The 24,555-nt window shown below is 33.9% G+C and carries 16 protein-coding genes and 5 pseudogenes; 10 read left to right on the forward strand and 11 right to left on the reverse strand.

Annotated elements, in window-relative coordinates; genetic code table 11:
- Window positions 1-12: 12 nt before the first annotated feature.
- The gene (locus DJ93_RS27735) at window positions 13-981 is read right to left on the reverse strand and encodes a helix-turn-helix transcriptional regulator (protein ID WP_042984651.1); all 969 of its coding nucleotides are present in this window, start codon (window positions 979-981) and stop codon (window positions 13-15) included.
- A gap of 55 nt (window positions 982-1,036) precedes the next feature.
- On the reverse strand, window positions 1,037-1,918 hold the full coding sequence (locus tag DJ93_RS27740) for an alpha/beta fold hydrolase (RefSeq protein ID WP_052109729.1): 882 nt from the start codon (window positions 1,916-1,918) through the stop codon (window positions 1,037-1,039).
- Between the two features lie 724 nt (window positions 1,919-2,642).
- On the opposite strand from DJ93_RS27740, the pseudogene DJ93_RS34190 reads away from it, so the two are divergent.
- A pseudogene (locus DJ93_RS34190) lies at window positions 2,643-2,796 on the forward strand (IS6 family transposase); the annotation flags it as partial.
- Window positions 2,797-2,871: 75 nt separating this feature from the next.
- Here the strand turns inward: DJ93_RS34190 and DJ93_RS27750 are convergent.
- From DJ93_RS27750 to DJ93_RS27760, 4 genes and pseudogenes are all read right to left on the reverse strand, one after another.
- Complete coding sequence (locus tag DJ93_RS27750; protein WP_042984653.1) at window positions 2,872-4,191, reverse strand: aromatic amino acid transport family protein; 1,320 nt, start codon at window positions 4,189-4,191, stop codon at window positions 2,872-2,874.
- Between the two features lie 283 nt (window positions 4,192-4,474).
- Window positions 4,475-4,671 (reverse strand): annotated as a pseudogene (locus DJ93_RS31700) (L-serine ammonia-lyase, iron-sulfur-dependent, subunit alpha); the annotation flags it as partial.
- 611 nt (window positions 4,672-5,282) lie between these two features.
- Window positions 5,283-5,674: pseudogene (locus tag DJ93_RS27755) on the reverse strand (IS6 family transposase); the annotation flags it as partial.
- A gap of 160 nt (window positions 5,675-5,834) precedes the next feature.
- Window positions 5,835-7,508, reverse strand: coding sequence for a M4 family metallopeptidase (locus DJ93_RS27760; protein ID WP_042984654.1), 1,674 nt, complete (start codon window positions 7,506-7,508; stop codon window positions 5,835-5,837).
- 1,245 nt (window positions 7,509-8,753) lie between these two features.
- Here DJ93_RS27760 and DJ93_RS27765 point away from each other — a divergent pair.
- Window positions 8,754-10,118, forward strand: a complete 1,365-nt coding sequence (locus tag DJ93_RS27765; RefSeq protein WP_042984655.1) for an erythromycin esterase family protein — start codon at window positions 8,754-8,756, stop codon at window positions 10,116-10,118.
- A 353-nt stretch (window positions 10,119-10,471) separates the two neighbouring features.
- Here the strand turns inward: DJ93_RS27765 and DJ93_RS27770 are convergent.
- Window positions 10,472-11,902, reverse strand: a pseudogene (locus tag DJ93_RS27770) (IS4 family transposase).
- Window positions 11,903-12,200: 298 nt separating this feature from the next.
- Between DJ93_RS27770 and DJ93_RS32950 the strand changes: the two are divergent.
- From DJ93_RS32950 to DJ93_RS35055, 5 genes are all read left to right on the forward strand, one after another.
- Window positions 12,201-12,455, forward strand: coding sequence for a hypothetical protein (locus tag DJ93_RS32950; protein WP_142920658.1), 255 nt, complete (start codon window positions 12,201-12,203; stop codon window positions 12,453-12,455).
- Window positions 12,456-12,802: 347 nt separating this feature from the next.
- A complete protein-coding gene (locus DJ93_RS27780) occupies window positions 12,803-14,110 on the forward strand; it encodes a condensation domain-containing protein (protein WP_042984657.1) in 1,308 nt (435 codons plus the stop codon).
- Between the two features lie 204 nt (window positions 14,111-14,314).
- Window positions 14,315-14,545, forward strand: coding sequence for a hypothetical protein (locus DJ93_RS27785; RefSeq protein WP_052109733.1), 231 nt, complete (start codon window positions 14,315-14,317; stop codon window positions 14,543-14,545).
- A gap of 36 nt (window positions 14,546-14,581) precedes the next feature.
- Entirely contained in the window at window positions 14,582-14,815 is a 234-nt protein-coding gene (locus tag DJ93_RS35050; protein WP_259300244.1) for a Y-family DNA polymerase, read from the forward strand.
- Window positions 14,816-14,875: 60 nt separating this feature from the next.
- Entirely contained in the window at window positions 14,876-15,052 is a 177-nt protein-coding gene (locus tag DJ93_RS35055) for a hypothetical protein (RefSeq protein WP_241484394.1), read from the forward strand.
- Here the strand turns inward: DJ93_RS35055 and DJ93_RS27795 are convergent.
- Together DJ93_RS27795 and DJ93_RS27800 are read right to left on the reverse strand one after the other, a co-directional pair.
- Window positions 15,042-16,106 carry a hypothetical protein gene (locus DJ93_RS27795; RefSeq protein WP_042984660.1) on the reverse strand — a complete coding sequence of 355 codons (1,065 nt, stop codon included), beginning with the start codon at window positions 16,104-16,106 and terminating at the stop codon, window positions 15,042-15,044. The two genes, DJ93_RS35055 and DJ93_RS27795, sit on opposite strands and share 11 nt — an antisense overlap.
- Before the next feature lie 396 nt (window positions 16,107-16,502).
- Window positions 16,503-20,495 carry a non-ribosomal peptide synthetase gene (locus DJ93_RS27800; protein ID WP_052109734.1) on the reverse strand — a complete coding sequence of 1,331 codons (3,993 nt, stop codon included), beginning with the start codon at window positions 20,493-20,495 and terminating at the stop codon, window positions 16,503-16,505.
- A gap of 528 nt (window positions 20,496-21,023) precedes the next feature.
- Here DJ93_RS27800 and DJ93_RS31705 point away from each other — a divergent pair.
- Window positions 21,024-21,732, forward strand: a pseudogene (locus DJ93_RS31705) (IS6 family transposase).
- Window positions 21,733-21,838: 106 nt separating this feature from the next.
- Here DJ93_RS31705 and DJ93_RS27815 read toward each other — a convergent pair.
- Window positions 21,839-22,306, reverse strand: coding sequence for a GNAT family N-acetyltransferase (locus tag DJ93_RS27815; protein WP_042984662.1), 468 nt, complete (start codon window positions 22,304-22,306; stop codon window positions 21,839-21,841).
- A 647-nt stretch (window positions 22,307-22,953) separates the two neighbouring features.
- Here DJ93_RS27815 and DJ93_RS27820 point away from each other — a divergent pair.
- Window positions 22,954-23,367 carry a hypothetical protein gene (locus DJ93_RS27820; protein ID WP_042984663.1) on the forward strand — a complete coding sequence of 138 codons (414 nt, stop codon included), beginning with the start codon at window positions 22,954-22,956 and terminating at the stop codon, window positions 23,365-23,367.
- 106 nt (window positions 23,368-23,473) lie between these two features.
- On the opposite strand, the gene DJ93_RS27825 is transcribed toward DJ93_RS27820, so the two are convergent.
- A complete protein-coding gene (locus DJ93_RS27825; protein ID WP_042984665.1) occupies window positions 23,474-23,689 on the reverse strand; it encodes an alpha/beta-type small acid-soluble spore protein in 216 nt (71 codons plus the stop codon).
- Between the two features lie 324 nt (window positions 23,690-24,013).
- Between DJ93_RS27825 and DJ93_RS27830 the strand changes: the two genes are divergently transcribed.
- Window positions 24,014-24,502, forward strand: coding sequence for an RsfA family transcriptional regulator (locus tag DJ93_RS27830; protein WP_042984666.1), 489 nt, complete (start codon window positions 24,014-24,016; stop codon window positions 24,500-24,502).
- The last annotated feature ends 53 nt before the right edge of the window (window positions 24,503-24,555 follow it).

Consider the following 24,555-nt stretch of genomic DNA (forward strand, 5'->3'; position numbering starts at 1 on the left):
TGACAATTACGGTCAGTGAAGTTTTTTATAATGATTGAATAATTCAAAGCTGATAGTTGCCAATCTTTCTTGTAATAAAGTTGGCTCCATAATGGTAATAGATTTACCATAAGGAAGAAGAAAGTAAGGTACTAAGGTATGAATAGACTCTTTATCAACCTTAAAAAGAGCTTGATTGTTTTTTCGTTCTATTAAAGCATGACTAAATAACCAATGCTGACATAAATCATCAAGCGCATGTGTCTTGCCTCTGATACGGACAGAAATGAGTTTTTCAAGTTGATTTGAATCAGGTAAAAGGTCTTTTAGAAAGAAAGAACGTGCTGAAAATCCCAAGGGGCGGTCAAATTTTTCATCTGTTCTGGATAATGATTGAATACGATCAATTCGAAAACTTCGAATTTCTTTACGCAGATGGCAATAAGCCACTGTGTACCACTTACCTTTCCAATAAACAAGGCCATAAGGATCAATATGGCGTGATTGTGGTTCGATTTCCCCATCCTTACGATACATAATAAATAACCTATAACTTTCGGCAACAGAAATTTCTAAATCTTGAAGAATAGATTTCAAAGACGGTTCGACAGTAGGATGGATGACTTCAAACCCTCTTAAATGACGATTGATATGATTCAATTGTTCCTCGTTTGTATACATTTTCAATTTAGAAATTGCTTCATCTAGGGCTTCACTAAAGGGATACCCTGCATCTATTGCAAATTTTGCAGCATGAACAAGCGCTTTCTGCTCATCCAGGTTAAAAAACAAAGGTGCCTTTGTAAACTCATTCAGTAAACTGTACCCACCATTATGTCCTGCATCTGAAATGATTGGTACTCCACTTGCACATAGAGCATCAATATAGCGGTACACCGTACGGATACTGATTTCTAATTCCTCTGCTAACTCCTTAGCAGTCATTTGTTTTCTCGTTTTGAGGAGCCATAATATAGAAAGCATATTAACCATTTTAGACATATGTAGACATTCCTTTCTCAAAGATTCAAGATAAAAATGATCATGAGAACCTAGTCTAGTTACCTCTTACAAATTCCTTTATAGCGGATGCAACTTTTATAGGCTGTTCTTCGGCAGAAAAATGCCCGCAGTTTTCGATTATCCTTGCTTTGATATTTTGTAAACCGTTTTCTCTAAATCCTTTCATATATGTTTCAATATCTATGTGTTCATCTTCTCCGCGCAGGTAGAGAATCGGAATCAAAACGATTTCATCTTTCGACGCGAGATTATCTTTTTGATCCTGATCAAAATATCTATAAAAATCAAATCCTGCTTTCAGAGCTTCTGGACGGGTGTAAGCATTGGTATATGATTTTCTAAGAGCACCACTCATCTTCTTACCTTTTCCTGCAAGGACATCATAAAAGTAGGAAAAATATAGAGATTCATTACCAGCAACAAGTTGTTCAGGTATTTCAGGTATAGAATGAAAAGCAAAATGCCAGATGTAAGGATTGCTTTTCACCATATCCCAAGGATCAACTCCTGGGATGACGACATTCATAATGACCGCGCGTGCAACCCTATTTGGAAAGCTCTTCAAATAGGCATAAGTTATTTGTCCACCAACATCACATCCGGCTAAGGTGACATCGGTTAAATTCATAGCATCCATAACGCCTCGAACATATCTTGCTATATTCCGTTTGCTGTATGACTGTAGCGGGATTTCCGAGTCTCCAATACCGGGCAAGTCGATGGCTATTACATGATAGTCCTCAGCTAGGACTGTCATAACTATTTCAAATTCTAGCCAACATGCCGGCCACCCATGAATAAAAAAGATTGTTGACTTTGACTTTGAACCTGCTTCGACTACATGGATAGGTATCTCTTTAACAATAACCTTCCTGTGTGTGAAGAATGATTTTGTACCTTTTTCCGTATTCACCATTTTGTCTCACTCCTTATAAGGATCTTGACCGCAATATGAGCAATCGCAACCAGTTTCTTGGCTTTATACAAGCTCCCAATGAAATAATTCTATTTGATTAAAGTGAATGTTAATGCCATTAAACAAAACTATAAACGGAGAAACCCATTTAATTTGTTTGAAATTACTACATTATCTATTATACAGACCAATCCTGACAAGGAGTGTCAGTTGATTTATATAAAATAATTAAATTTTTCATTAACAATTTGTAATTTTAATTACTCAACAACCTAGCCCGATTGTTGAATAGGATGACTCGCATTTTTTAACAACTTTATTATTTTTTAAAAGACTTTATTGTAAATTCAATAACTTTTTTGTCACTTAACAAAAGCATCTAAATTAGATGCGAAATGTATCAAGTATATTATCTTTTTCTTCCTTATTAATTCCGATGTATCTTAATGTGATTTGTGGCAGAAAACTTATGTTTTCATTTTATAAATCCGATTTCTCTTGCAAGTTCCTCTAAGAATACAGGTGTAACATATCGTTGTAATTCTTCTGCAAATAGTAGTAGTTCATCTTGAATCGAGGAATTCATAAGAAAACGCCATCCTTTCTAATTTATCTTGTTTAGAAAGGATAACGTTTTTTGGTATTTGAGGGTATTAAAATCTCTTGAGTTGATGAGCATGGGGTATTTTATTTTGTTAGCTTGATAGCGATGGGGCAGCACCCCAATATGCTTGGATTAAAATCATTACAAACAGCAAAAAAGTGATTGTCGGAATAGAAGTTATGCATATGATAAAAAAAGGACAAACTCTCCAAGGTGAGAGTCTGTCCAAAAACAAATATATCTTATCTATAATCTCTTTGGTTTAACAACATAAAATTTAATTCTACTAGGAATCTTTCGTTCTTTTTTCATATTCCACTATTTTTGTACCAAAACCAACAATAGTGAATTAGAATAATGACTTAATACTTGCTAGGACAGTAAGTACACCTACAACAATGACAAATACATTGCTCATTTTCCCTTTGTATTTAGCTAGTACTGGTACTTTACGAATCGCATACATTGGTAATAGACATAAGATAGCAGCAACTAACGGACCGCTAAGGGCATCAATGAGCCCAAGAATACTTGGATTTGTATAAGCAACATACCAGCATGTTAATACGACAAAAGTAAGGATCATTGTCTTAACTGTTTTTTCTTCTATATCTTTTCCACGTGTTTTACCGAACTTGATAATCATGTCACGCATTACCTCATATGCTCCTATATAATGGCCAAGGAAAGACTTTGTAATAGCCACAAAAGCAATGATAGGAGCTGCAATAGTGATTACAGGCGAATTAAGCTCATTAGCAAGATATGATAGGATTGACAAGTTCTGTTCTTTTGCCATCTTTAGATCATTTGGAGTCAAACTTAAGGTACTGCTCCAAACAAAGAACATAACAACAGCGAATGTCATGATATAACAAACTTTTTGTATTTGAGCACACTTGGCATCAGTAGCTTCTATTCCATACGTAGCTCTCTGTTTCATAACGAATGACGAAATCATAGGAGAATGATTAAACGAGAATACTATGATTGGTAGTATCATCCATATCGTTCCAAAATATCCTGTTCCTGTTGAAGCAGTAGAAACACTTGAAAAACTAAGCATTGACGTATTCCACTGTGGAATTAAAGATATTGCGATAAAAAGTAGAGAAGCTATGAAAGGATATACTAGCATACTCATTATCTTTACAGTGATATCTTGACCAAAATTTAGTATAGCGATAAGACCGAGTACTAATACAAGTGATAAAATGGCCCTTGGAGGCTCTTTCATGTGCAATTGATGCACGATAAAACTACTTGCAGTATTTGTAAGTGCAACCGAATACATCAGCACGATCGTATAAATTGAGACGAAATATACTATGTTAAAAATGATACTTGCCTTATTTCCGAAATACTCTCTTATTGTACCTGTAATCCCCTCATCAGCAGAATTAGAAGCGTATATCATTTTAGCAAGTGCCCTATGTGAGTAATACATAACAGGAAATGCAAGTATGGTAATTAACAGTAATGATAATAAACCACCTGAACCTGCATTAATAGGTAAAAAGAGTACTCCTGCTCCAATTGCCGTACCAAAAAGGCTCAATGCCCAGGTAGTATCTTGTTTATGCCACTTTTTAGGATCTGGATATTTCTCATTTTTTACTGCGGTATTTTCAGCTTGAAATTCTATTTTTTTTGCAGTATTCCCATTCATATAATAATTCCCCCTTGTATCCTATTCTTACGTCTCTTTTTAAGGCTAAAGAATATTAGCCTTTCTGAAAAAATGAATTGCTTACAAGTTGTCCCACATCGTGTGTCCTTCATCTAAGCTAATCAAAATTGAAAAATTTGCTAGTCATCAACCTAATGGATTTGTTAGCGTTCACAAAACATTTTAATTGTATAGTAGTATATTTTAGTGATAATGGCTCTCTTAGGAGAACAATAGAGAATAGAATTGTTAACTATTTCATAATATTTCCAATAACTGTTTATTACTTTGATTGTTTCTCTCCAAAAATTTCACTGTTAATGGTAATCCCTGTAGGTATGGTCGCAATTCCCCTAAACCTGTCTCTCTTAATTCGCGAGGCATCTATCTTCCAACCCTATACATCGCTTCAATAACTTCGTCAGCATTGATGATATTGTTTACGCCAGCTAATGTGATGTCCGCTGCTACTAAAGCATTTTGAATAAATTTTCCTTCTGATCACACACCTTTCTTAGAGTAATCGTATCAGTATGTCCAAGTTTAGAAGGTGTTGATATTTTCTCCGGAGGTAATAGATTATCTCTCGACATCCTCATTATAACTTGTATATTTAAGAGTTTAATATTTTTTTATTTTTAGAAAGATTGAATAAACAGAATTTTGAATGGATAATAAATTACACTTGGCATGTAGCAATTGTGTCCATTGTTTGAAGCTGTATTAGTTAGTAGAAAAGCAAAAATAACACAGAGTTCCTTTGATTAACACATTGATTATATTGGGAACTCATTATAAAGATACTTATATTTTCCTTTGTTGAAACATCTTATTTTAGACGTGAAAGCTGTTGTAATAAATGATTAATTTGGATGAAAAGGAATAAATTAAGGAAATATAAAAATATTTTTTGGATATTTATTATTAATCTCACATCTATATACATTTTTCAGAAAAAATGAACTTCTTTTTCGGGTGCCGCCACATCGCTATCAATGTTGTTTTAGAATAAAGTTTGTTCAAATCAATGCAAATGACCTTGATAAAAGAACAAAAAGAAAGAGCGTGTTTTGAAAAAAGATTAATCAAAACTTGCTCTTGTACGAAAAAGCCAAGGCTTTCTTGAAAAAGCGCTTGGCTGCTTGTTTATCCCTTGATTTACTTAGATAAAAATCAATGGTATTCCCTTCTGAATCAACGGCACGATATAAATACATCCATTGCCCTTTCACTTTAATATAGGTTTCATCGACTCTCCATGAATCGTTTGTTGATTTAAGATGATGCCGTATTTTCTCTTCTAATTGAGGTCCATCTTGATGAACCCAGCGCATAATCGTTGTGTGAGCTATGGATAAGCCTCTTTCCTCCATCATTTCCACCAGGTTACGGAAGCTCAAATTGGACCGTAGGTACCACCTTACTGTTAATAAAATTAGTTCCGGCTGATAATGCTCTATTTGAACAAATTTTCCTTTTCCATACCGATCACACACCTGTTTTAGAGTCATACTATCAGTATGTCCAAGTTTAGGAAATTACTTGCAAGAGCTTTAGAGTTTTTGCACCAGAACCCAAAAGGACACCCCCGCCAGATGCTCCTAGCAAGTGTGTCCTTTTACATTTTCCTATCAATGAAACTATTATTTTACTCCTACGTCATTCCAAGCTTTTTGCACAGCTTGATATGTCGTACTGTTAACACCGTAGTAATCAGCAGTAGATTGTAATAAAGCAGCACGTGCCTTGCTGAAATCACTTGTTGGTGTAAGGTACGTTGTTAAAGCACGGTAATAGATTTTTTCTGCTTTTTCTTTACCAATAGCATTGATTGTTAAATAAGCAGCTTTATTTGGAATACCGCTATTGATATGTACGCCGCCATTGTCTCCTTCTTCTGTAGGTGGTAAATATTGATAATCATTCATATGAGTAGGTTGGCCATACTTTTCAGGATTTGATAAGCTGCGAAGTGCATCTCCTTCAACTCCAGGCGTATATACAGCTTCTCCTAAATCCCAGTTGGCTGGATCAACGAAATATCCAAATACATCAGAAAAAGATTCATTTAGTGCCCCGGATTGATTTAGGTATTCAAGCTCAGCTGACTTTTCAGTTACCGCATGTGTTAGTTCGTGTGCAACAACATCAAGAGAACCTGACAGCGGTGCGAATTCAACACCATCTCCATCACCATAAATCATTTGTTGTCCATTCCAGAATGCATTATTGTAGTTGGTTCCGAAATTGATTCCAGAACGAATCGTTGCACCTTTTCCATCAAAACTGTTACGGTTATGAACATTTTTATAATAATCATATACTTTTCCTGCATTAAAATGAGCATCAACTGCAGGAGCTTGGTTCTTATCTACCCAAGCATTATCTTGATCGTATAGATAGGAATTCTTTATATTCTCGTAATCAGTGCCATGATTAGTTGTAGTTGTCTCAATAACGCCACCATTCATCGGCTTTGTTGTGTCTTTTAAATAGTATTTTCCATATTGACTGCTATAAGTTGTATTCAGGTTTTTTCGATCCCCCAATACGCCGTTTCCGTAGCCTTTTTGCGGAGTGTCTGCATCTGTAACTGCATTATATGAATCTACAATTGTTCCATCTTCTGCGTTTACATAGATTTTCCAGTTTGCTCCATAAGGTTTAATGAATTGTAATTGTACTTTATAAGTTAAGTAATAATTCCCGTCTTTTTCATAAATAACTAAATCTTCTTTTTCATTTGTAGATTTTGCTTTTTCTTTTATTTGTTCCAACGGAGTCCCATTTGTTTCTACAAATGTATCTTTTTTTGCTAGATTAATATGTTTCCATGCATTTGAAAGAGCAGTTTCATTTGAAATCTTTGCCTTTGTATTTTCTTTCAAACGGTCAGCGGCAGCGAGATGTACGTCTCCGTTTACTGTTGTTACTTTGCCATCACGATTTGTATGAACAATGAAACGTGCACCATCAACTGGAACTTTATTAATAGATTGAATGTACACATAATGTTTCATTCCTAAATCATCTGACTTTACTTCTTTCAGTGTTAAGTCAGTTTGTGGGTTGATTTTAAATAATTCTTTATTTTCTTCAAGGAACGCCTTTACTGCTTTTTCTGAATCTACTTTTTTATCAGATAATTCCCCTGAAAGGAAGGATGGATTTCCCTGTTCATCATTCCACTGTTTTTGAACGACTTCCATTTTGTCCAAAGCTTCTTGCTGCGATACTTGTTCTTCTGCAAAGGCATTTGAAAATGGAGCCCCTAAAACCATTCCGGTTGCTAGTAATGTAACGACGGATTTCTTCATTTCTATCTCTCCTCTTACTCTTAATACTACGTATAATAAAGATGCATCTTATTAGGGAGTATACAAAAAAACATTTTCTTGTAGTCATTTATGCAAAATTGCATAAATTAAATTTTCGAATTATTCATTTTTTTAGAAATTTCACCCGTTTCTTGTAGGAATATGGAAACAATTCTGGGTATGAGGGGCCAATCTGGAATGAACTGCCCCCCAATATTCAAAAGTTTACATTCAAGAAAAGTAAAAAAAGAGTCCTAAATTAATAGGACTCTTTTTTGTTTTATGTATGAAAATGCTTAGCTTTTTATTTGATGATATATTGAACTGATTGCTCCAACGATAAAGCTTAAAACTAGTGTCCACATAATTAAAATGCGATTCATTTCAGGTGAAGGATTCCAATTAATAATTGCAATGATAGAAATAGGTAATGTGTGATTTTCGTTTTGGGATAATTCCGAATTCTTAAGTTGATGGGCATAGCGTGCTACCCCTTTTTGGATGAATTTTTTTTTATAAAAAAGTTTGATTAAAACTCACTTAGAATTCTTTAATCGAAAAGGTATAAAGAGGTCCGATTTTTTTGAAAACAGTATAAATTTCTTTAAAACGATACTACTTTATTTCAAATTCACACTCATTTGTTTTGTTATCCCTTATCAACCCTTAACACCAAACAAGACGCCACACCGATAACGGCAGCACCTGCGAGAATTGCTATTGGTTTCATCATTCATAATTCCCCAAATTTATGGTTACTCTTCTAAATAGACCAACAATATATTAAAATTATTTATATACTCCAAGGAGGTCTACTATGTTCAACTTTCGTGCAATACTACTCATCTTAGGATTCCTTTTGTTTTTATATGGTTTCATCTTCATTTTGTTATTCTTATCAGTGTAATAAAAATCCCGCATAAATATATGTTTAATGTGTAATTTCTATATAAAAAATAAAAAAAGCACCCATAACGAGTGCTTTTTTATTGCATATAGGCCTCACCATACATCGCCATCAACTTAAGAAATGAATTGTTCTCCAATTTGAGTGAATGGGTACAGCCTCAGATAATTATTTTATCTTTTCTAATTAAAATGAATTTTATGTCTTTTCTCTTGTTTACACCATATCTATTTATTAATATAAATGTAAGGAAATGAATTACATAAGCCCATACATTGGTTATAGAAAATTCTTTTCATAAATGGGTGGGGAATCTAGCAAATACAGGAGGGGTATGTGTGTTATCAAAGTGGAAAGTAGGAATTACAGCATCTATTCTTGCACTAACGACATTTACAACAGCAGTATCAGCTGAAGAAAAACCAGTGGATCAGCCAAAATGGCAAGAATGGGTTGAGGAGCATGCAAAAAAATTAAAAGAACCAACTGCTTATACGTATGAGGATTTATCATTCTTGAAAGAAACGGTACAAGACAAACGTATCGTTCTCCTTGGTGAATCAACACATGGTTCAACAGAAATAAACCAATCAAAGATTCGTATAATTAAGTATTTACATGAAGAAATGGATTATGATGTAATTGCATTTGAATCAGGGTTTGCGGAGGCAAATACAGGGTATCAAGAGTTAGATAAATTAACAGCTGAACAAGCGATGAAGAAATCTATTTCTTCTGTATGGTCTACAGAAGACGTGGAAGAATTATTTCAATACATAAAGGAACAAAAGAAAAAAGGGACACCCCTTATGTTAACCGGATTTGACATACAAATCCCGTATAAAATTGAAAATTTTCCATTTGCAACCTTTGCTTCCGAATGGATTGAGAAGTTGAATCCTAAAGTAGCTAATTTACTTACAGAAGCGGAAGGTGATATCTTTAAATATCGTTCTGTGTCTTCCTATAAAGAGTTTCAAGCAATGCAGACACCCCTTATAGGAAAATATGAAAGGATAAAAGAATTTATCCAACAACATAAGGATGAATTACGACAAGTGGCACCTAAATCATTATATGATGTAAATCTTTTAGAAAAGACAATTAGTACTCGTATTGATTCGCTTAAAACATATATGTCAAATCAAATGAAAGAGAAGTATAGCATTCCATTTGACTACACTATTTACAATAATTACTCATTATATTCACGTGACCAAAAGATGGCTCAAAACTTAGCATGGCTTAGTGAAATACAATATACAGGTAAAAAAATAATGGTATGGGGTCATAATTATCATATTCGAAAACAGAATTCTAAAATGATTAAGGATTTCACAAATGAATTTGAATTCGTAGGACCAAATATGATAGATTACCTGCCAAAGCATATAAAGGATCAGATGTATACCATTGGTTTATTTGCGTATAGCGGAAGTAGCCTAAACTCTGAGGACAATAAAACAATCGAATATGTAAAGGAGAAACATGAATCCAATAGTATCGAAGAAATTTTGAAAGCTGCGCAACATCCACAAGTATTTGTAAATTTAAAAGGTGAGAAAAATCGTCCTGAAACATCTTGGATGTATACGCCAATAATTGCACAACATTGGGGATATAGGGATGAAATTATGATTCCAAATCAACAGTATGATGGCATTCTATGGCTAGAATATATTACACCTTCTCGGATTAAATAAAATAAAAAAGTGCGCCATTAAGATAGGATGGTGCACTTTTTATACAAATCATTTAGAAAAATGTATTGGTTCCATGCTGTGTACGCAGACGCCCCAAATGAATCAGGGGAAGGCTCGTATCGCGGATGGTATCTGCGCCGGCCACAGTTGTTCCAACCCCAAAGGCAATCGATAGCTGTTTCGAAATTGTTAAATCTAACAACGTATCTTTTTGGGGTACAGCCCATAGCCATCAAGCTAAGATTATATAAGTTTAATTTCACGTGAGATTTTTTCTTTTTTCTAAAGATCCAATGTAAGTTTTTTAAAGGTTTGCATACCAAATAAACCCTAATGGGTTTCAATTTTTTGGATTACGCTACATGATTGTGAGACATAGAAAAGTTGTATACGACGCCTAAGATATCAAAAACTGTTTTTTTCTCATACCTATGGGATTTTCGTCCGTTTTTCTGTAAAAGATTGAACAGACGAAACAATATCTTTGTTAATTCTTGGGTGTCTTTTTGCAAAGATTGATAAATAAGTGAAAAATAATCTTTTATGATATAAGTTGCTTTATATTCGCTTAATTCTCGTTTCTTCTTGATAAGGAGTAGTTAGCGCATTTGAAACATGGTGGAGGAACAAAGAAGGATACTTATTAATTATCCGTATAAGTGACATTCTAGTCGTTCTAATTTTACAGAATTACATTGATGAATACGAAAAAATGATTTCCATGTTTTAAAGATAAGTTCAATTTTCCATCGTAAGGAGTAAAAATCGTATACTTGCTCCTTTGGCAGATATTCCAAAGGAATATTTGTAACGTAGAAGTTAATTGCACTAAGCCGCTTACTGCGTTCTTTATAGGTAATTTGCTTCTTATGTTCTTTAGATGCTAAATCCTTTTGTCTACGCTTCATTTGCGTTTCAGTTAATTTATACAGAATAAGTCTTGCAGGAAGCTTTTGATACATTTCAATATAGATTTCAGGAATTTCATATGTTTCACCTGACTGTAATCGGTCAATAAATTGTTCCATATCTAATTGGATGTACTCAGAGTGCCTTTTTATGGTTCCATTTTGAAAGTATTCAGGTTCTTTATTCTTCTGATATATACGTGTATTGAGCTTTAATCGTGAAATAAAATAAGCACCACACTCGCTTATAGTATGTAAATCTTTTAAGTCGAAATATCCTAAATCACGTATACATACATCTTTCGGTTGAAGGGATGTTAAACAAGTAGAAGCATACATTTTATCATTGTGCTTCCCTGATCCTACATGAACATGTAGGAATTGACCACTTAGTAAATCATACTCTAGTTGAATTTTCACACCAGCATTTTGACCACTACCACCTGAGCCCTGGTATGTAGAAGTAAATTTATCTGGAACCTGAAAATGTGTAGAATCCAATACACGAATACGCCGAAAATAGTTTGTATACAAAGTTGGAATCTTGCTAGAAGAACAAAATTGTTGGTGAAGTAAATATGCTAGGAGTTGTTGTAAAAACTGAACAGCCTGAGAATTAAAACGTTGATTGAGTCCTTCTGGACTCATAGAAACGCCTGTGTTAGCTTCTAATCGACTACATAATTGTGTCAATAAAGTATGAGCTATGTTTTGGCTAAACCAAATACATAGGGCCACTAAATCTTGTGTGCGATATTTACTTTTTCGTTTAACAAATCCTACATTTCTAGCTAATTACTCTAAAGCGTCAGGCGACATGTATCGTTGCAACTCTTTAGAAAATAATTCTAGTTCATCAGAAGTCAATAAATCCATACCAAAAACGCCACCCTTTCTGTATATTTCTACAAAAAGAATAGCGTTTTTTTCGTTTAATAGATACATTTTTTTAGCTTGATAGCGATGTGATGTGCCCCCTATAAATAATAATAAAAGATAAAAGAACTCAATTAATTACCAATTTATTTTTTATGCACCACAAGTATTAATTAAAGTTGTTTTAGATATATAACCACCTAATGAAGATATATATAACCATTTAGATGAATTATCATAATGTCCTTGGACATATTCTCCATTAACCCAAGTACCAGTTACATTAGTATCTTTATTAATGAAACCTACAACCTTAGCGCTAGCAGATGCTGTTTTTCGTACATTAGCGCCATATACGCCTACTTTTCCTCCATTTGTACAAAAACCTGATACATCATTTTTTTGTAAAAGATTAATTGTTGAAAATGATGAGGTGATACAAGTGCAAACAGGAGTTATTTGTAAACAATGTAATAATGAATACAAACAACTAAAGCAATATGATAAAAGGTTGGTGGTCCTCCATGCCCATCAACCTTTTATTATGAAGTAACACCTGAACGTATTATATTATTGTTTTTTATTAACAGACATAAAAATGATTTATTTGTTTTATTGATAATTACCAAACATTATTGTAAAATGTTTGTATATATATAAACTAAATTGACTTTCGTTTGATTTTCTAGAAAGAGATAGGAAGTAGTAATAACAATAAAATAATGGGTATATCACCTACAAAGAGCCGCAAAAAGAATGGAACCAGTACGGAAAAGATACTTTCGTAAAAAAATCAAAAAAATAAGAATTATTTACTCTTGAAGAAAAGTGACTAGAAAAGTTACAACCATATGAAGAATAAGGTTATACCAAAAAAAGTCTTAAAAGGGGGACAAAATTATGGAACAAAGAAAGTTTTCAGTAACACCTCAAGATCGAATGAATCATTTATTAGGTCTTTATTCTGCAGATCAACAAATTAACGCAGTTCTTTATTTTCCTGTAGGTATATCAAAGAAAATACTTGAACAATCAGTAAGGATAACGTTACAATTGCAGCCGGTTTTGAACAGCCGGTTTGTAGAAAATGATATTCCTTACTGGGAGGAACATTCATCTGCCACTAACTCACCTATTTGCCTTTTTGCAGAAGGAAATAATCAAGAACTTGAAATAATGGCAATAGATTTTATTAAAGAACCTGGTGATCGTATTCAGGGGCCTATGGTTCAAACAAAATTATTACGAGGCACTACAACAGATATGTTAGTTGTGAAATTATCTCATCTATGTTCAGATGGTGCAGGGGTCAAGGAATATATTAATTTGCTTGGAGCAATTTATACTCAACTTTCCTTGGGACAATCTAAGAATCAAATTATAAAGGAATTTGGTGAGGGAAATGAGAGTTTTCGAGATCAATCACATGTATTCAAATATGCTGGAATATCGGACATAAAAAGCGCGTATCGTCCTAACCAAGAACAACAGGCATCGTTATGGTCTTTTCCATCTCAACCCAACAAAAATAAATTCCCTCAAATGTCCGTGCGGCGGTTGAGCCATGAGCAATCTCTACGTCTAACCCAATGGACAAAAGCACAACAGGCTACCTTGAATGATGTAATCATGACTGCATACTTCCGAGCTTTATCACATTTCACTGTGTATGCAGAACCTCGCACTGCAGAAAAAATGATCGGTTTAACAATTGATTTACGTCGATATCTGCCTAATTATACAACTGGTGCTATTTGCAACTTATCCGGCATGGAAATGCCAGTGATTAAAATGGAGGATGATGAATCATTTAATCAGACTCTCGTTCGAATTAAACAATCAATGGATAAAATAAAGTCTCAAAATCCAGGTCTTTCTTCAGCAGCAGGAATGGAGCTACTGGCAGGTATGAAGCTATCTGTGGTGAAGGAAATGTATAATCAGCAATACGAACAGGCTTTACAGATGGGGATGGCGTTGCCATTACTGACAAATTTCGGGGTGATCGCTGATGAACCTATTCAGTTTGGCGAAGTTCAAGCTGAGGACGGGTATATGACATCACCCATTATGTATGCGCCATTCTTTTCAATGGGTGCAAGCTTTTATAATGGAAGACTTACATTTACGATTGGTTATCATACACCGGATACATCAAAAGAAAAGGTAGACAAATTTTTAGAAAGTGTTGTTAATCAACTATCATAAATAAAAGAGAATATAGCGCAAAAATTTCTAGCGGAATTGTATTTTAGGGGCTCGTCCCCATGTCCATCAAGCTAATATTTTGAAGTATCCCTAAAACGAAAATTTTATATCACTACAACAGTTATTTATGAGAATTTAGGTCGTTTTTTTCGTTTTGAGGTATTCGCTTTTCTTAGCTTGATGGTGATGTGGCGGTACCCCAGAATGCAAAGAACTGAGAAAGGAAAGGAACGATGGGATACACTGTGCAAACAAGCAGTCATCTTACATGAGCAAGGAATGAGCTACACAGCTATTGGTCGCAAACTAGGTTGCCCTAGAGCCAAGTTAGAGGTAGAACTAAAAAAACGAGAGTTGTGGAACGGAATCAGTAGAGAACAAATAAAAGAGATAGCACGAAAGAGATGGGATAGCGCCCTATTACTAAGAATTTAAATAGTGTATTAAATAAGAAAAAATATTGACAACTGAATCGACGAATGCTTACTAGACATGCAACAAACAGCCCACCTTTTCGAACGTGATCCAATTGTAATTGCTAAAAGGATTCAAAGAGAAATATATGATACAACTGGCATAACCACATCAATCGGAATAGCCCCTAACTTATTTCTCTCAAAGGTTGCTCTTGATGTCGAAAGTAAACATTCAAAATCAAGGATTGCTACGTGGTCATACGAGGATGTTTCGAAAAAGTTATGCTAAATCAAGCCTCTACAAAAAGTATGGGGAATTGGAATTGCTACTGAAGAGGCGTTGCATGGCATGGGGCTATTTTCCTTGAAGGATGTTGCAAAAACGCCTAAAGAACAATTAATAAAGCGATTTGACAAGGTAAAAGTTGAAGAGCAATATCGTTTCGCATATGGCGCAGATATATACCGGATTGTAAAGTATAAAAAACCAGGGAATTATAATCCCTGGTTTTACTTTAATTTATAAATTCAAAGAGTTTCGATGCATTGGTTCCGCCCGGCAAGATGTATTTAATAACACCATTTGTAGGGACAGTAATTTCATGCGTGCCGCTGCTGATTTTTGGTGCTTGCTTCCAAGTTCCATCATAATAAACGAAAGTAGATGCAGTCCCCTTATAATAATTAGGAGTGATTCTTATCTTTTTACCCGCTGCATTTTTAAAAGTAAATTCATAAACAATTCCATAGTTTCCATCTAAAATAGAATGTGCACCGGACAACTGATCAATTGGATCTTCGTATTCATTAATTCCAACGTTTTGTTTAGCATTCTCTAAATTACTCCCAACATAAAAACTCTTTGTTGTATTATAATCTATCGTTGCTTTTCTTGTATCTGTTCGATAATTTGCAGTTGTTTGGTCGCTTGTGGACACATATACTTGTGGTGTTTTTGTTAGATCCATAACTTCTGTTGCTGTTGGGAACGTTTCATCCGTTTTTTTCTTAAAAACGAATTGACGGACAGTAAGATTTCCATTTGTCACGAATTTCAGCTTACCTGTGACTGTGTTCCCACCTGCTATTTTTTGTTCTTTTATAAAAATACTAGACCATGCTGGAATTGTTTTTGTTTCTGTTTTTGTGTCGTTAGCGTATTCAATTTCCATTTGCGATGCTACATTCATAGAATTTCCATCTTTTTGTGTCCCTTGTTTAAAGGAATCGTTTTTTATTGTAACAGTACGCGCTGAACTACTTCCATTGTAGATAGCGTATCCCCACTGTAATTCCATTCCTGCATTGTTGTGGTTATAAAATTCAGCGACATATTCTTTATTGGGTTCTACATAGCGCTGTAATGTATAGTAAGAATACTTTCCAGGTTCAAAACGATGTAAATAAGATGGATCTACCTTGGAACCATATACAGTCTCCGGTGCATTAGAATACATATAATTCGCTCCCGTCTGTGTATAAGTGATTGTCGAAGGCGAGGCTGCTTGTACAGGGCTAAAAGAAGGAATAAATAAAGATAGACTAATTGTTAAAGCAGAAAACATTTTTATTTTTTTCATGGAATCCCCATCCTTTTTAAATATTATTTATTTTCCAAAAAACAATACCGGAACATATTACCATTTATATTAAAAAATGTAAATAAATCCTTGTAAATGGGGTCACCATACATTTTGTATAAAAATATACCGTAAGTTGATGGATGTTGGGTACCACCACATCGCTATCAAGCTAACAAAACAATTTTCCCTAAAATAAATAAAAAGAATCCATTTTGAAAAAAGTTTGATCAAAATGGATCTTCTCTCTACCCTATTTACATCACCAAAGATTTCAAAAAAGAAATGAAAAAACCTGAGTCCATATAAATAGAGAACTCAGGTTTCTTTGTTGTGCTTTTTGAATACTAAAGGTCACTTCACTTTATAATATTATTTTCCTAAATTAGAATTTCCTTAATTCGTAACCTTCGAAGTAGCTTTTTTAAGTGTTTGCTGTAAACCCTCTGCCAAACTAATTACATGTGGATTTCGTAACATTGTAAAATGATCTCCATTTACTTGAACCACTTCTACCTTTTCTGATGTATGACGACTCCAATCCATGCCATTGTATTCCCCATCTATTGCTTCAAAGAAAGTAATAGGAAGTGGTGCCATTTTTGCTTGATAACCATTTACTGCATAAAGTGTAGATTTCCAAGTACGAAGCCAACTTTCCATTTGTTCTGTTGTGAAATCAGCGTTTACAATATCCGCTCTCTTACATAGGTCCATTAAATACTGCACATGCTCCGTATCATTCATTTTTCGTAATTCCTCAACTGAAAGTTGCTCCATCTTGATACCAAAACTTTTTAATAGAGTATCACCGAAGAAGCAAACTATAAAAGCATCGTCTACTCCATCACTTGCTGCGCTTGGAGGACAAATATCTATAATTGCTAATACGTCCACTGTCTCTCCTTGTTTTTGAAGTTGATATGCAATTTCATATGCAATAATTCCACCGACACAATATCCACTGATTAAATACGGTCCCTTTGGTTGATTCTGTTTAATTGCTTCAACATAGTATGCCGCCATTTCTTCTAAACAAGTAAACGGCTCTCGTTCTCCATATAGACCTGCAGACTGTAATCCATAAACAGGTTGATCTGGACCAAGTTCACGAGCTAAGTCTGCGAAACACATAACTTGTCCCATAGCTGGATGTACGATATAAATTGGAGGAAGTGAACCCTTAGAATTAATAGCGACTAAAGGTGACGTTGGCATGAAATCGTCGTCCCCACTAATAAGCTGTGCTAAGTGCTCGATTGTTTGCCCTTCAAATAATACCGATATTGGTAATTTTTTATTAAATTTCCGTTCAATTAATGACATAAGCTTAACAGCCAGTACGGAGTGACCGCCAAGATCAAAGAAATTATCAGTCACACCAATCGAATTAATATTTAAAAGATCTTCCCATATTCCAGCTAACTCCATCTCCAATGTATTACGAGGAGCAACCTGACCAGACTCTACCATAAAGTTACTTGTATCAGGTGCAGGTAATGCTTTACGATCAACCTTTCCATTTGTAGTCAGTGGTAGTGTATCTAATTTAATAAATACAGAAGGTACCATATAATCTGGTAATTTTTCTTTCATAAAGGAACGCAATTCATTTATAGAGATTTCTTGATTTAATACAGGAACGATATAAGCAACTAAACGCTTGTCATGATTTTCATCTTCATGTACTGTCAAGACTACTTCACGAATGGTTGGAAAAGCACTAATAACCGATTCAATTTCACCTATTTCCATTCGGAATCCTCGAATTTTGACTTGTTGATCAATTCGTCCTAAATATTCAAGCTCCCCATTCATCGTATAACGTGCTAAATCACCACTTTTATAAAGTCTTGAGTTAGAATCAGAACTATACGGATTTGAAATGAATCGTTCTTGAGTTAAATCCAATCGATTTAAATAACCTCGTGTGACCCCAGAACCACCAACATACATCTCACCTACAACACCGACTGGAACTGGTTTTAAATTTTGATCTAAAACATATACATTTAAGTCAGGAATAGGAATTCCAATTATACTTCCTTGCGGATTTCGAACATCTTCCCATGAAAGTGGTCGATAAGTAACATGAACTGTTGTTTCTGTGATACCATACATATTTACTAACAATGGATATTGATCTCCATGGCGCTCATACCAAGGTTGTAAACTAGCCAAATCTAATGCTTCTCCACCAAAGATAACATAACGAAGATTTAGCTCCCCACTATTCTGCTTTTCGTCCTCTTGCATAAGTTGACGGAAAGCAGAAGGTGTCTGATTAAGTACCGTAATTTTTTCTTTACAAAGTAATTCATAAAATGCTTCAGGAGATCGACTCACCATATATGGCACAACTACAAGACGGCCTCCATACAACAACGCTCCCCATAACTCCCATACAGAAAAGTCAAATGCAAATGAATGGAACATTGACCAAACATCTTGATTACTAAAGTTATACCATTTCTCTGTCGACAAAAAGAGTCGTACTACATTACCATGCTCTACCAATGTTCCTTTTGGTTTACCAGTGGATCCCGAAGTGTAAATTATATACGCTAGGTTTTCTGGAGTGACATTACTAATCGTATTCTCCATACTCTCCTGAGTAATGAATGTCCAATCCTTATCTAATAAAACTAGTTTCGTATTATGCTTTGGAAGGTTAGATACGCTATTGCCTTGGCTAATTAAAATTGGAACTTCTGAATCCTCTAACATATATGCAATTCTGTCTTGTGGATATGCAGGATCAATGGGTACATAAGCTCCGCCCGCTTTAAGAATACCTAAAATGCTAATAATCATTTCCATAGAACGCTCTAAATAAACGCCCACTTTTGTCTCTGGTCCTACCTTATTTTTTTGTAAAAAATGCGCTAGTTGATTACTACGACTATTCAGCTCACTGTATGTTAAACGTTGATCTTCAAATACCACCGCTATAGCATCAGGTGTACGTTCTACCTGTTCTTCGAACAGTTGATATATCGTCTTTTCATGTGGATATTCAGAAGAAGTATTGTTAAATTCATTCAATAACTGTTTCGTTTCATATTCACTAATTAGAGACACCTCAGCTATTTTTTCAAAAGGATGATTCATGATATGTTCCGCAATTACGAATACATGTCTGAATAGTGCATCAATATACTTTTCATCAAATAGACAAGTGCGATAATCAGCATATATCTCTAAATATCCCTCATCTATTCTTTCAACTACATGAACAAGAAGGTCATTCACTTCATTTCCGCAGAAAGTACTTTTCATGTCCATTTTAGTATCATCCATATCTACCATACTTCTAAATGGACGATATTCCATAGCAATACCAAAGAGTCGACCAAGATCTTGCATAGTATGTATTTGTCTAACATCTTTAATCAGCTGATTATACGGATATTTCTGGTGTCGAAGGATTTTTATTTGCTCCTTCGATACTTGTTGCAAAAATGAAATTATATTATCTTCAGGATCTAAAGAAACTCTAACAGCCACCGTACTAGTGAACATTCCCACTGTTTCTTTTTCTTGTCTTGTGGTCCGGTTGGCATAACTTGTTCCAATAATAAGATCTTTTTCATTTGTGACTTTATTTATATACATATATAAAGCACCTAAGAAAAATGTGAATATACTAATTTTATTTTCTTTGCAAAACGCTCTTACTTTGTGATAAAAATCCACACTTATTTCTAAGGTTTTTCTTTCCGCAGCTGTACTCGTTAATAAAGGATTATAAGGTTTCAATTCAGTGAAATCTGGAAGAGATTGAAACTTCTCCAGCCAAAACGCTCTATCTTTTTGAAAACGTGCTGACTTCTCATACTTTTCTTCCGTTTGAATATAATCTAGATACGAATGCTTTTTATACGTATCAAAAAACGTTCCTTTTATCATATCAGCATAATTTCGATTCACATCTTCACCAATCTGAGCTAAAGAAATTCCATCGCATATAATATGATGAATCTTAATATTATAACCATATTCCTCATCATGAATTTTAAACATCGTGATTTCATATAATTCAGAATCATACAATTTCATAGGGATTCTATCATGAGAATCTAACCAATTTTCTACGTCATCTCGCGTTGAATTTTCAGAAAAATCAACGAAGTTTATTTTTCTATATGTATATGGTTCAACATACTGCTTCGCTTCACCATTCTCAAGAGTTAATTTTATTCGAAAAGCGTCATTTTCTTTAATAACAGATTGAAATGCTTGTTGCAAAACATCTATATCTATCTGTTTTTGTATCTTTACTGTTCCTGAGAGAATACAGGCATTTGTGTTCGGATAAAGTAATTCTGTATACCATATTCTGTTTTGTGCTTGAGTTAAAGGCAATAATTCAGTCGTTTTTGTTTTCATTTTTTCTCCACCTTCAATATATGATTTAAATTATTTAAGCAATAGAATGAATGTTAATACATTACCTCCCCTTTTTCTAAAGCTGTTACGAACATTTTTCTTTCGGGCCATTTTTGGCGTTTTCTGTATTCCCTAAATTGAATAACATTATATTACATTTTTTGTTATATAATTACAACCAATAAAAATGTCGAATATTCTGTGAAAAAGTTTTTTTGAAATTTCTTATCTGACATCCAGAGCTTCTTCTGATGGAGTTGATGCTGGATTATGGCCCCCTTCACGCATAATAAAATGATTGATATCCGTTTTTAAATCATTAAAAAATTGATTTGTTATTTAAGTCCCTACATGACAGCACATGTAAATCGATTTAGAAAATATCCTATTGATTCAAATCGCGAACCTGAGAAACTACCATTTGATCTTTCGTTGTTTTCAAAAGACATGGTATTTCGGTTCTGGTGCAAAAAATCTATAAAACTTGGACATACTGATACTATTACTCTAAAAAGGTGTGTGATTGGTATGGAAAAGAAAAATTTGTTCAAATGGAAGCACTATCAGCCTGATATTATCTTATTAACGGTAAGATGGTACCTACCGGTACAACCTTAGTTTTCGTGATTTAGTGGAAATGATGGAGGAACGGAGTTTATCCATTTCTCATACAACGATTATGCGTTGGGTTCATCAGTATGGTCCTGAATTGGATAAACGGATCCGACGTTACCTCAAACAAACAAATGACTCTTGGAGAGTCGATGAAACATATATCAAAGTAAAAGGTCAATAGATGTACTTGTATCGTGCTGTTGATTCGAAAGAAAGCACAATCGATTTTTTCCTAAGCAAAACAAGAGATCAGAAGGCTGCAAGGCGCTTTTTCAAGAAAGCTTTGCGGTCTTTTCATGTTTCAAAGCCTCGTGTTATAACAGTCGACAAGAATCCAGCCTATCCTATAGCAATTGAACAGTTGAAAAAAGAAAAAAGCATACCTAACGGTATGCGACTTAGACAACAAAAGTACTTGAATAACATAGTAGAACAAGATCATCGCTTTATAAAGAAACGAATCCGTTCTACGCTAGGGTTCAAATGCTTTGACACAGCTACATCCATTCTTTCTGGAGTAGAAGCTATGCATAGGATTAAAAAAGAACAGATTGATTTACGGGACCAGTCTGTCCAAAATCAGAAAGAATTCATCCATCAATTGTTTGAACTTGTAGCATAAAATACAATTCTGTTAGGAATATATGCGTTTTACTGGTTTTCATTTTATCTTTGCACCAGAACCAGGTTGTTTAACTTGAGAGCAAAATCTGTAATAATCACTCCTATCATTTCAATAATGTATATTTAAAAATATCGACATTCTCACCTTGTTCATCTAGAACTGTTTCAATGCGTTCCCAATCTCTTTTTTCATAGTAAGCTGAAGCATTTTTTGTCTTTAAAAATACTTTCGTATAACCTATTTTTTTCATATGTTTTAGCAAGTCTTTGATTAAATAAAACCCTATCTTTTGACTTCGATATGAAGGCTCAACATATAAAGATGCCAACCAAGGTTTATATTGAGGTCTTTCTTTCCAATCGTTTTCAAATACTGATACTGTCCCTACACATTGACCATCTACATTCGCTATAAAAGTGATTGGAAATATATCTGCGTATGTTTCCTTAAAAAAATCGACAACTTCTTCATATGTTTTTTTACTACTAGTTGGTATAACAAATTCTTTATAAACCATTTTAGCAACATCTTCTATATGCTCTGGCCGATTTACTAATAAATCAATGTCCATAAATACCTCTCCTTTTTTTAATTATTACTATTGTCTTTGTGTTAAATATCAAATTACCGAATATTCTATATAATCATTATAAACGATATATAAAAAAACGACACTAAGTCTCTTAGTATCCATTTTATTTTAAACAACTTTATTATTCGTGAACAAAAACAAAAAAGTGAACTTAATTATCATAAATAAATTTGGCGAGAAAAATTTCGTTTTTGGGGTACTTCAAAATCTTAAGTTGATGGGCATGGGGTATTCTCACCTATTTCAGATAAATTGTTTAGAATTGCATCATAATTTGTCATTGAACAGTCCATGTAGGTTCTATGTCTTTATCAAATGTTTTTTGCACCAGAGCCCTTCTTTTCTTAAATGAGGGAAACCGTATAGTTATTAAGTTACGGTGAAAATTCTTCCAAAAAGGAAGCAATCCATTAAATGCCTATGTACAACTTAATAAAGATGAAATTTCCATTCTAGGAACACTTTAAAATTTTAGATTGATTGACAGGTACATGTACCTCATGTATGCAAAATTGCATAGTATTCAATATTGATAATAATTCTCGTTGTAACTATAATAGTTTCAGTAAGTGATATTTAAATTCACTTGTCAAATTTCATAAAATATTAAAGGAGGAACTAGAGTTATGAAAAAAGTCATTTTAGCAGGAGCATTAGGAATCGCAGTACTTTCAGGTATGAATTTACCAGGGGGAGAAGCAACAAAAGCTAGTGCAGCAACTATGGATTTAGAAATTCAAGAGGTTACAAAATATTATTCTATGAGTTCGTATGAAGTGTCTCAAAAGGAATCTTTTAACCTTAAAAAGGGTGAAGAACTTACGGTCTTTGTAACAAATTCAGGATTCCCAATTTCTTATACAGTCTTTGATGCAGACAATCAAGTAATTGGTACATACAATGCTAATTCACCTTATGGACGCGTATTTAAAGCAACAAAAGATGGTAATATTTCTGTACAATTCCAAGCAGGAGCGAATTCTTCATTCATGAAGAAAATGAATTTTACAGCTAAATTTTCTCTTTCTAAATTTAATTAACAGTAAAAACCTATTTATACTCTATAAACACTAAAATAAAACAGGAGTGTGAATCATACTTTCACACTCCTTTCCTACCCATTTGTTCATACACATACATTTGCTCTTAGTGAATTTTATATTGACCAGATAATTGCTCTTGTGCCATACGAATTAAACGTTTCGTAATTTCTCCGCCTACTGAACCATTTGCTCGTGCTGTTGAATCCGGCCCAAGTGTAACGCCAAATTCTTTTGCAATTTCATATTTCATTTGCTCAATAGCGCTTGCTGCAGCTGCTATCAAAATTTCGTTTGAATTATTATTTTCTCGAATTTGCATTTCTTACACACCTCCATTGATTTTGGTAATATCATGCTCTACTTCCAGTAAAATATGCAAAAAAATATTATTTTAGTTGTATAGCTAATTTATATTTACTTTCATTCCTACATTTAAAATCAAATAGATTTCTTTAATAGCAATTTATAGAATGTGGACTTCTATCAACTTACTCCTAACTATTTTAATTTAATTTTCATTCTCTTCATATTAAACCTATCTCTTATTTAAGTATAAAACCTTTATATTTCAAGAAAAATTGGTCTTCTATCGCTTTAAGTAATTGCATATATGTAATAAAAAACGCATAAGGGAGATTGAAATATGGTAATTTCAAGACAAGATTCATGGACTAATGATAACGATTTACTTCTGGCAACAATAGTACTTCAGAATATTCATAACGGTGGAACACAGTTAGCTGCATTTAAAGAGGTAGCTAAACAATTAGCGAGGACACCTGCTGCTTGTGGATTTCGTTGGAACTCATATGTCCGAAAACAATACGAAGACGAAATACAACATGCTAAACAACATCGAAAAGCGAAAGAATACAAATTCTCTTATAAAAAAGAAAAAGAATTAACTCCTTCACCTATTACATTAGATGACGTCATTACCTTTTTGCGAAATTATAAAGAACATAACGATATGAAAGATTTACGAAAAAAAATTATAGATTTAACAAATGAGCGGGATTCACTTCTGCAGCGTTTAACTGTATACGAAGACGAATACCGCTCATTACTAACTTATATAGACAAAACAAGAAATATTATTGTAGGCGATGAAAAGGAAAAAACACATTCTTAAAATAACAACAGTAAAGTGAGGTTTTATTCCATCTACTCTTTATAAAAAATGCA

The organism is Bacillus clarus (assembly GCF_000746925.1).
GTDB lineage: Bacteria > Bacillota > Bacilli > Bacillales > Bacillaceae_G > Bacillus_A > Bacillus_A clarus.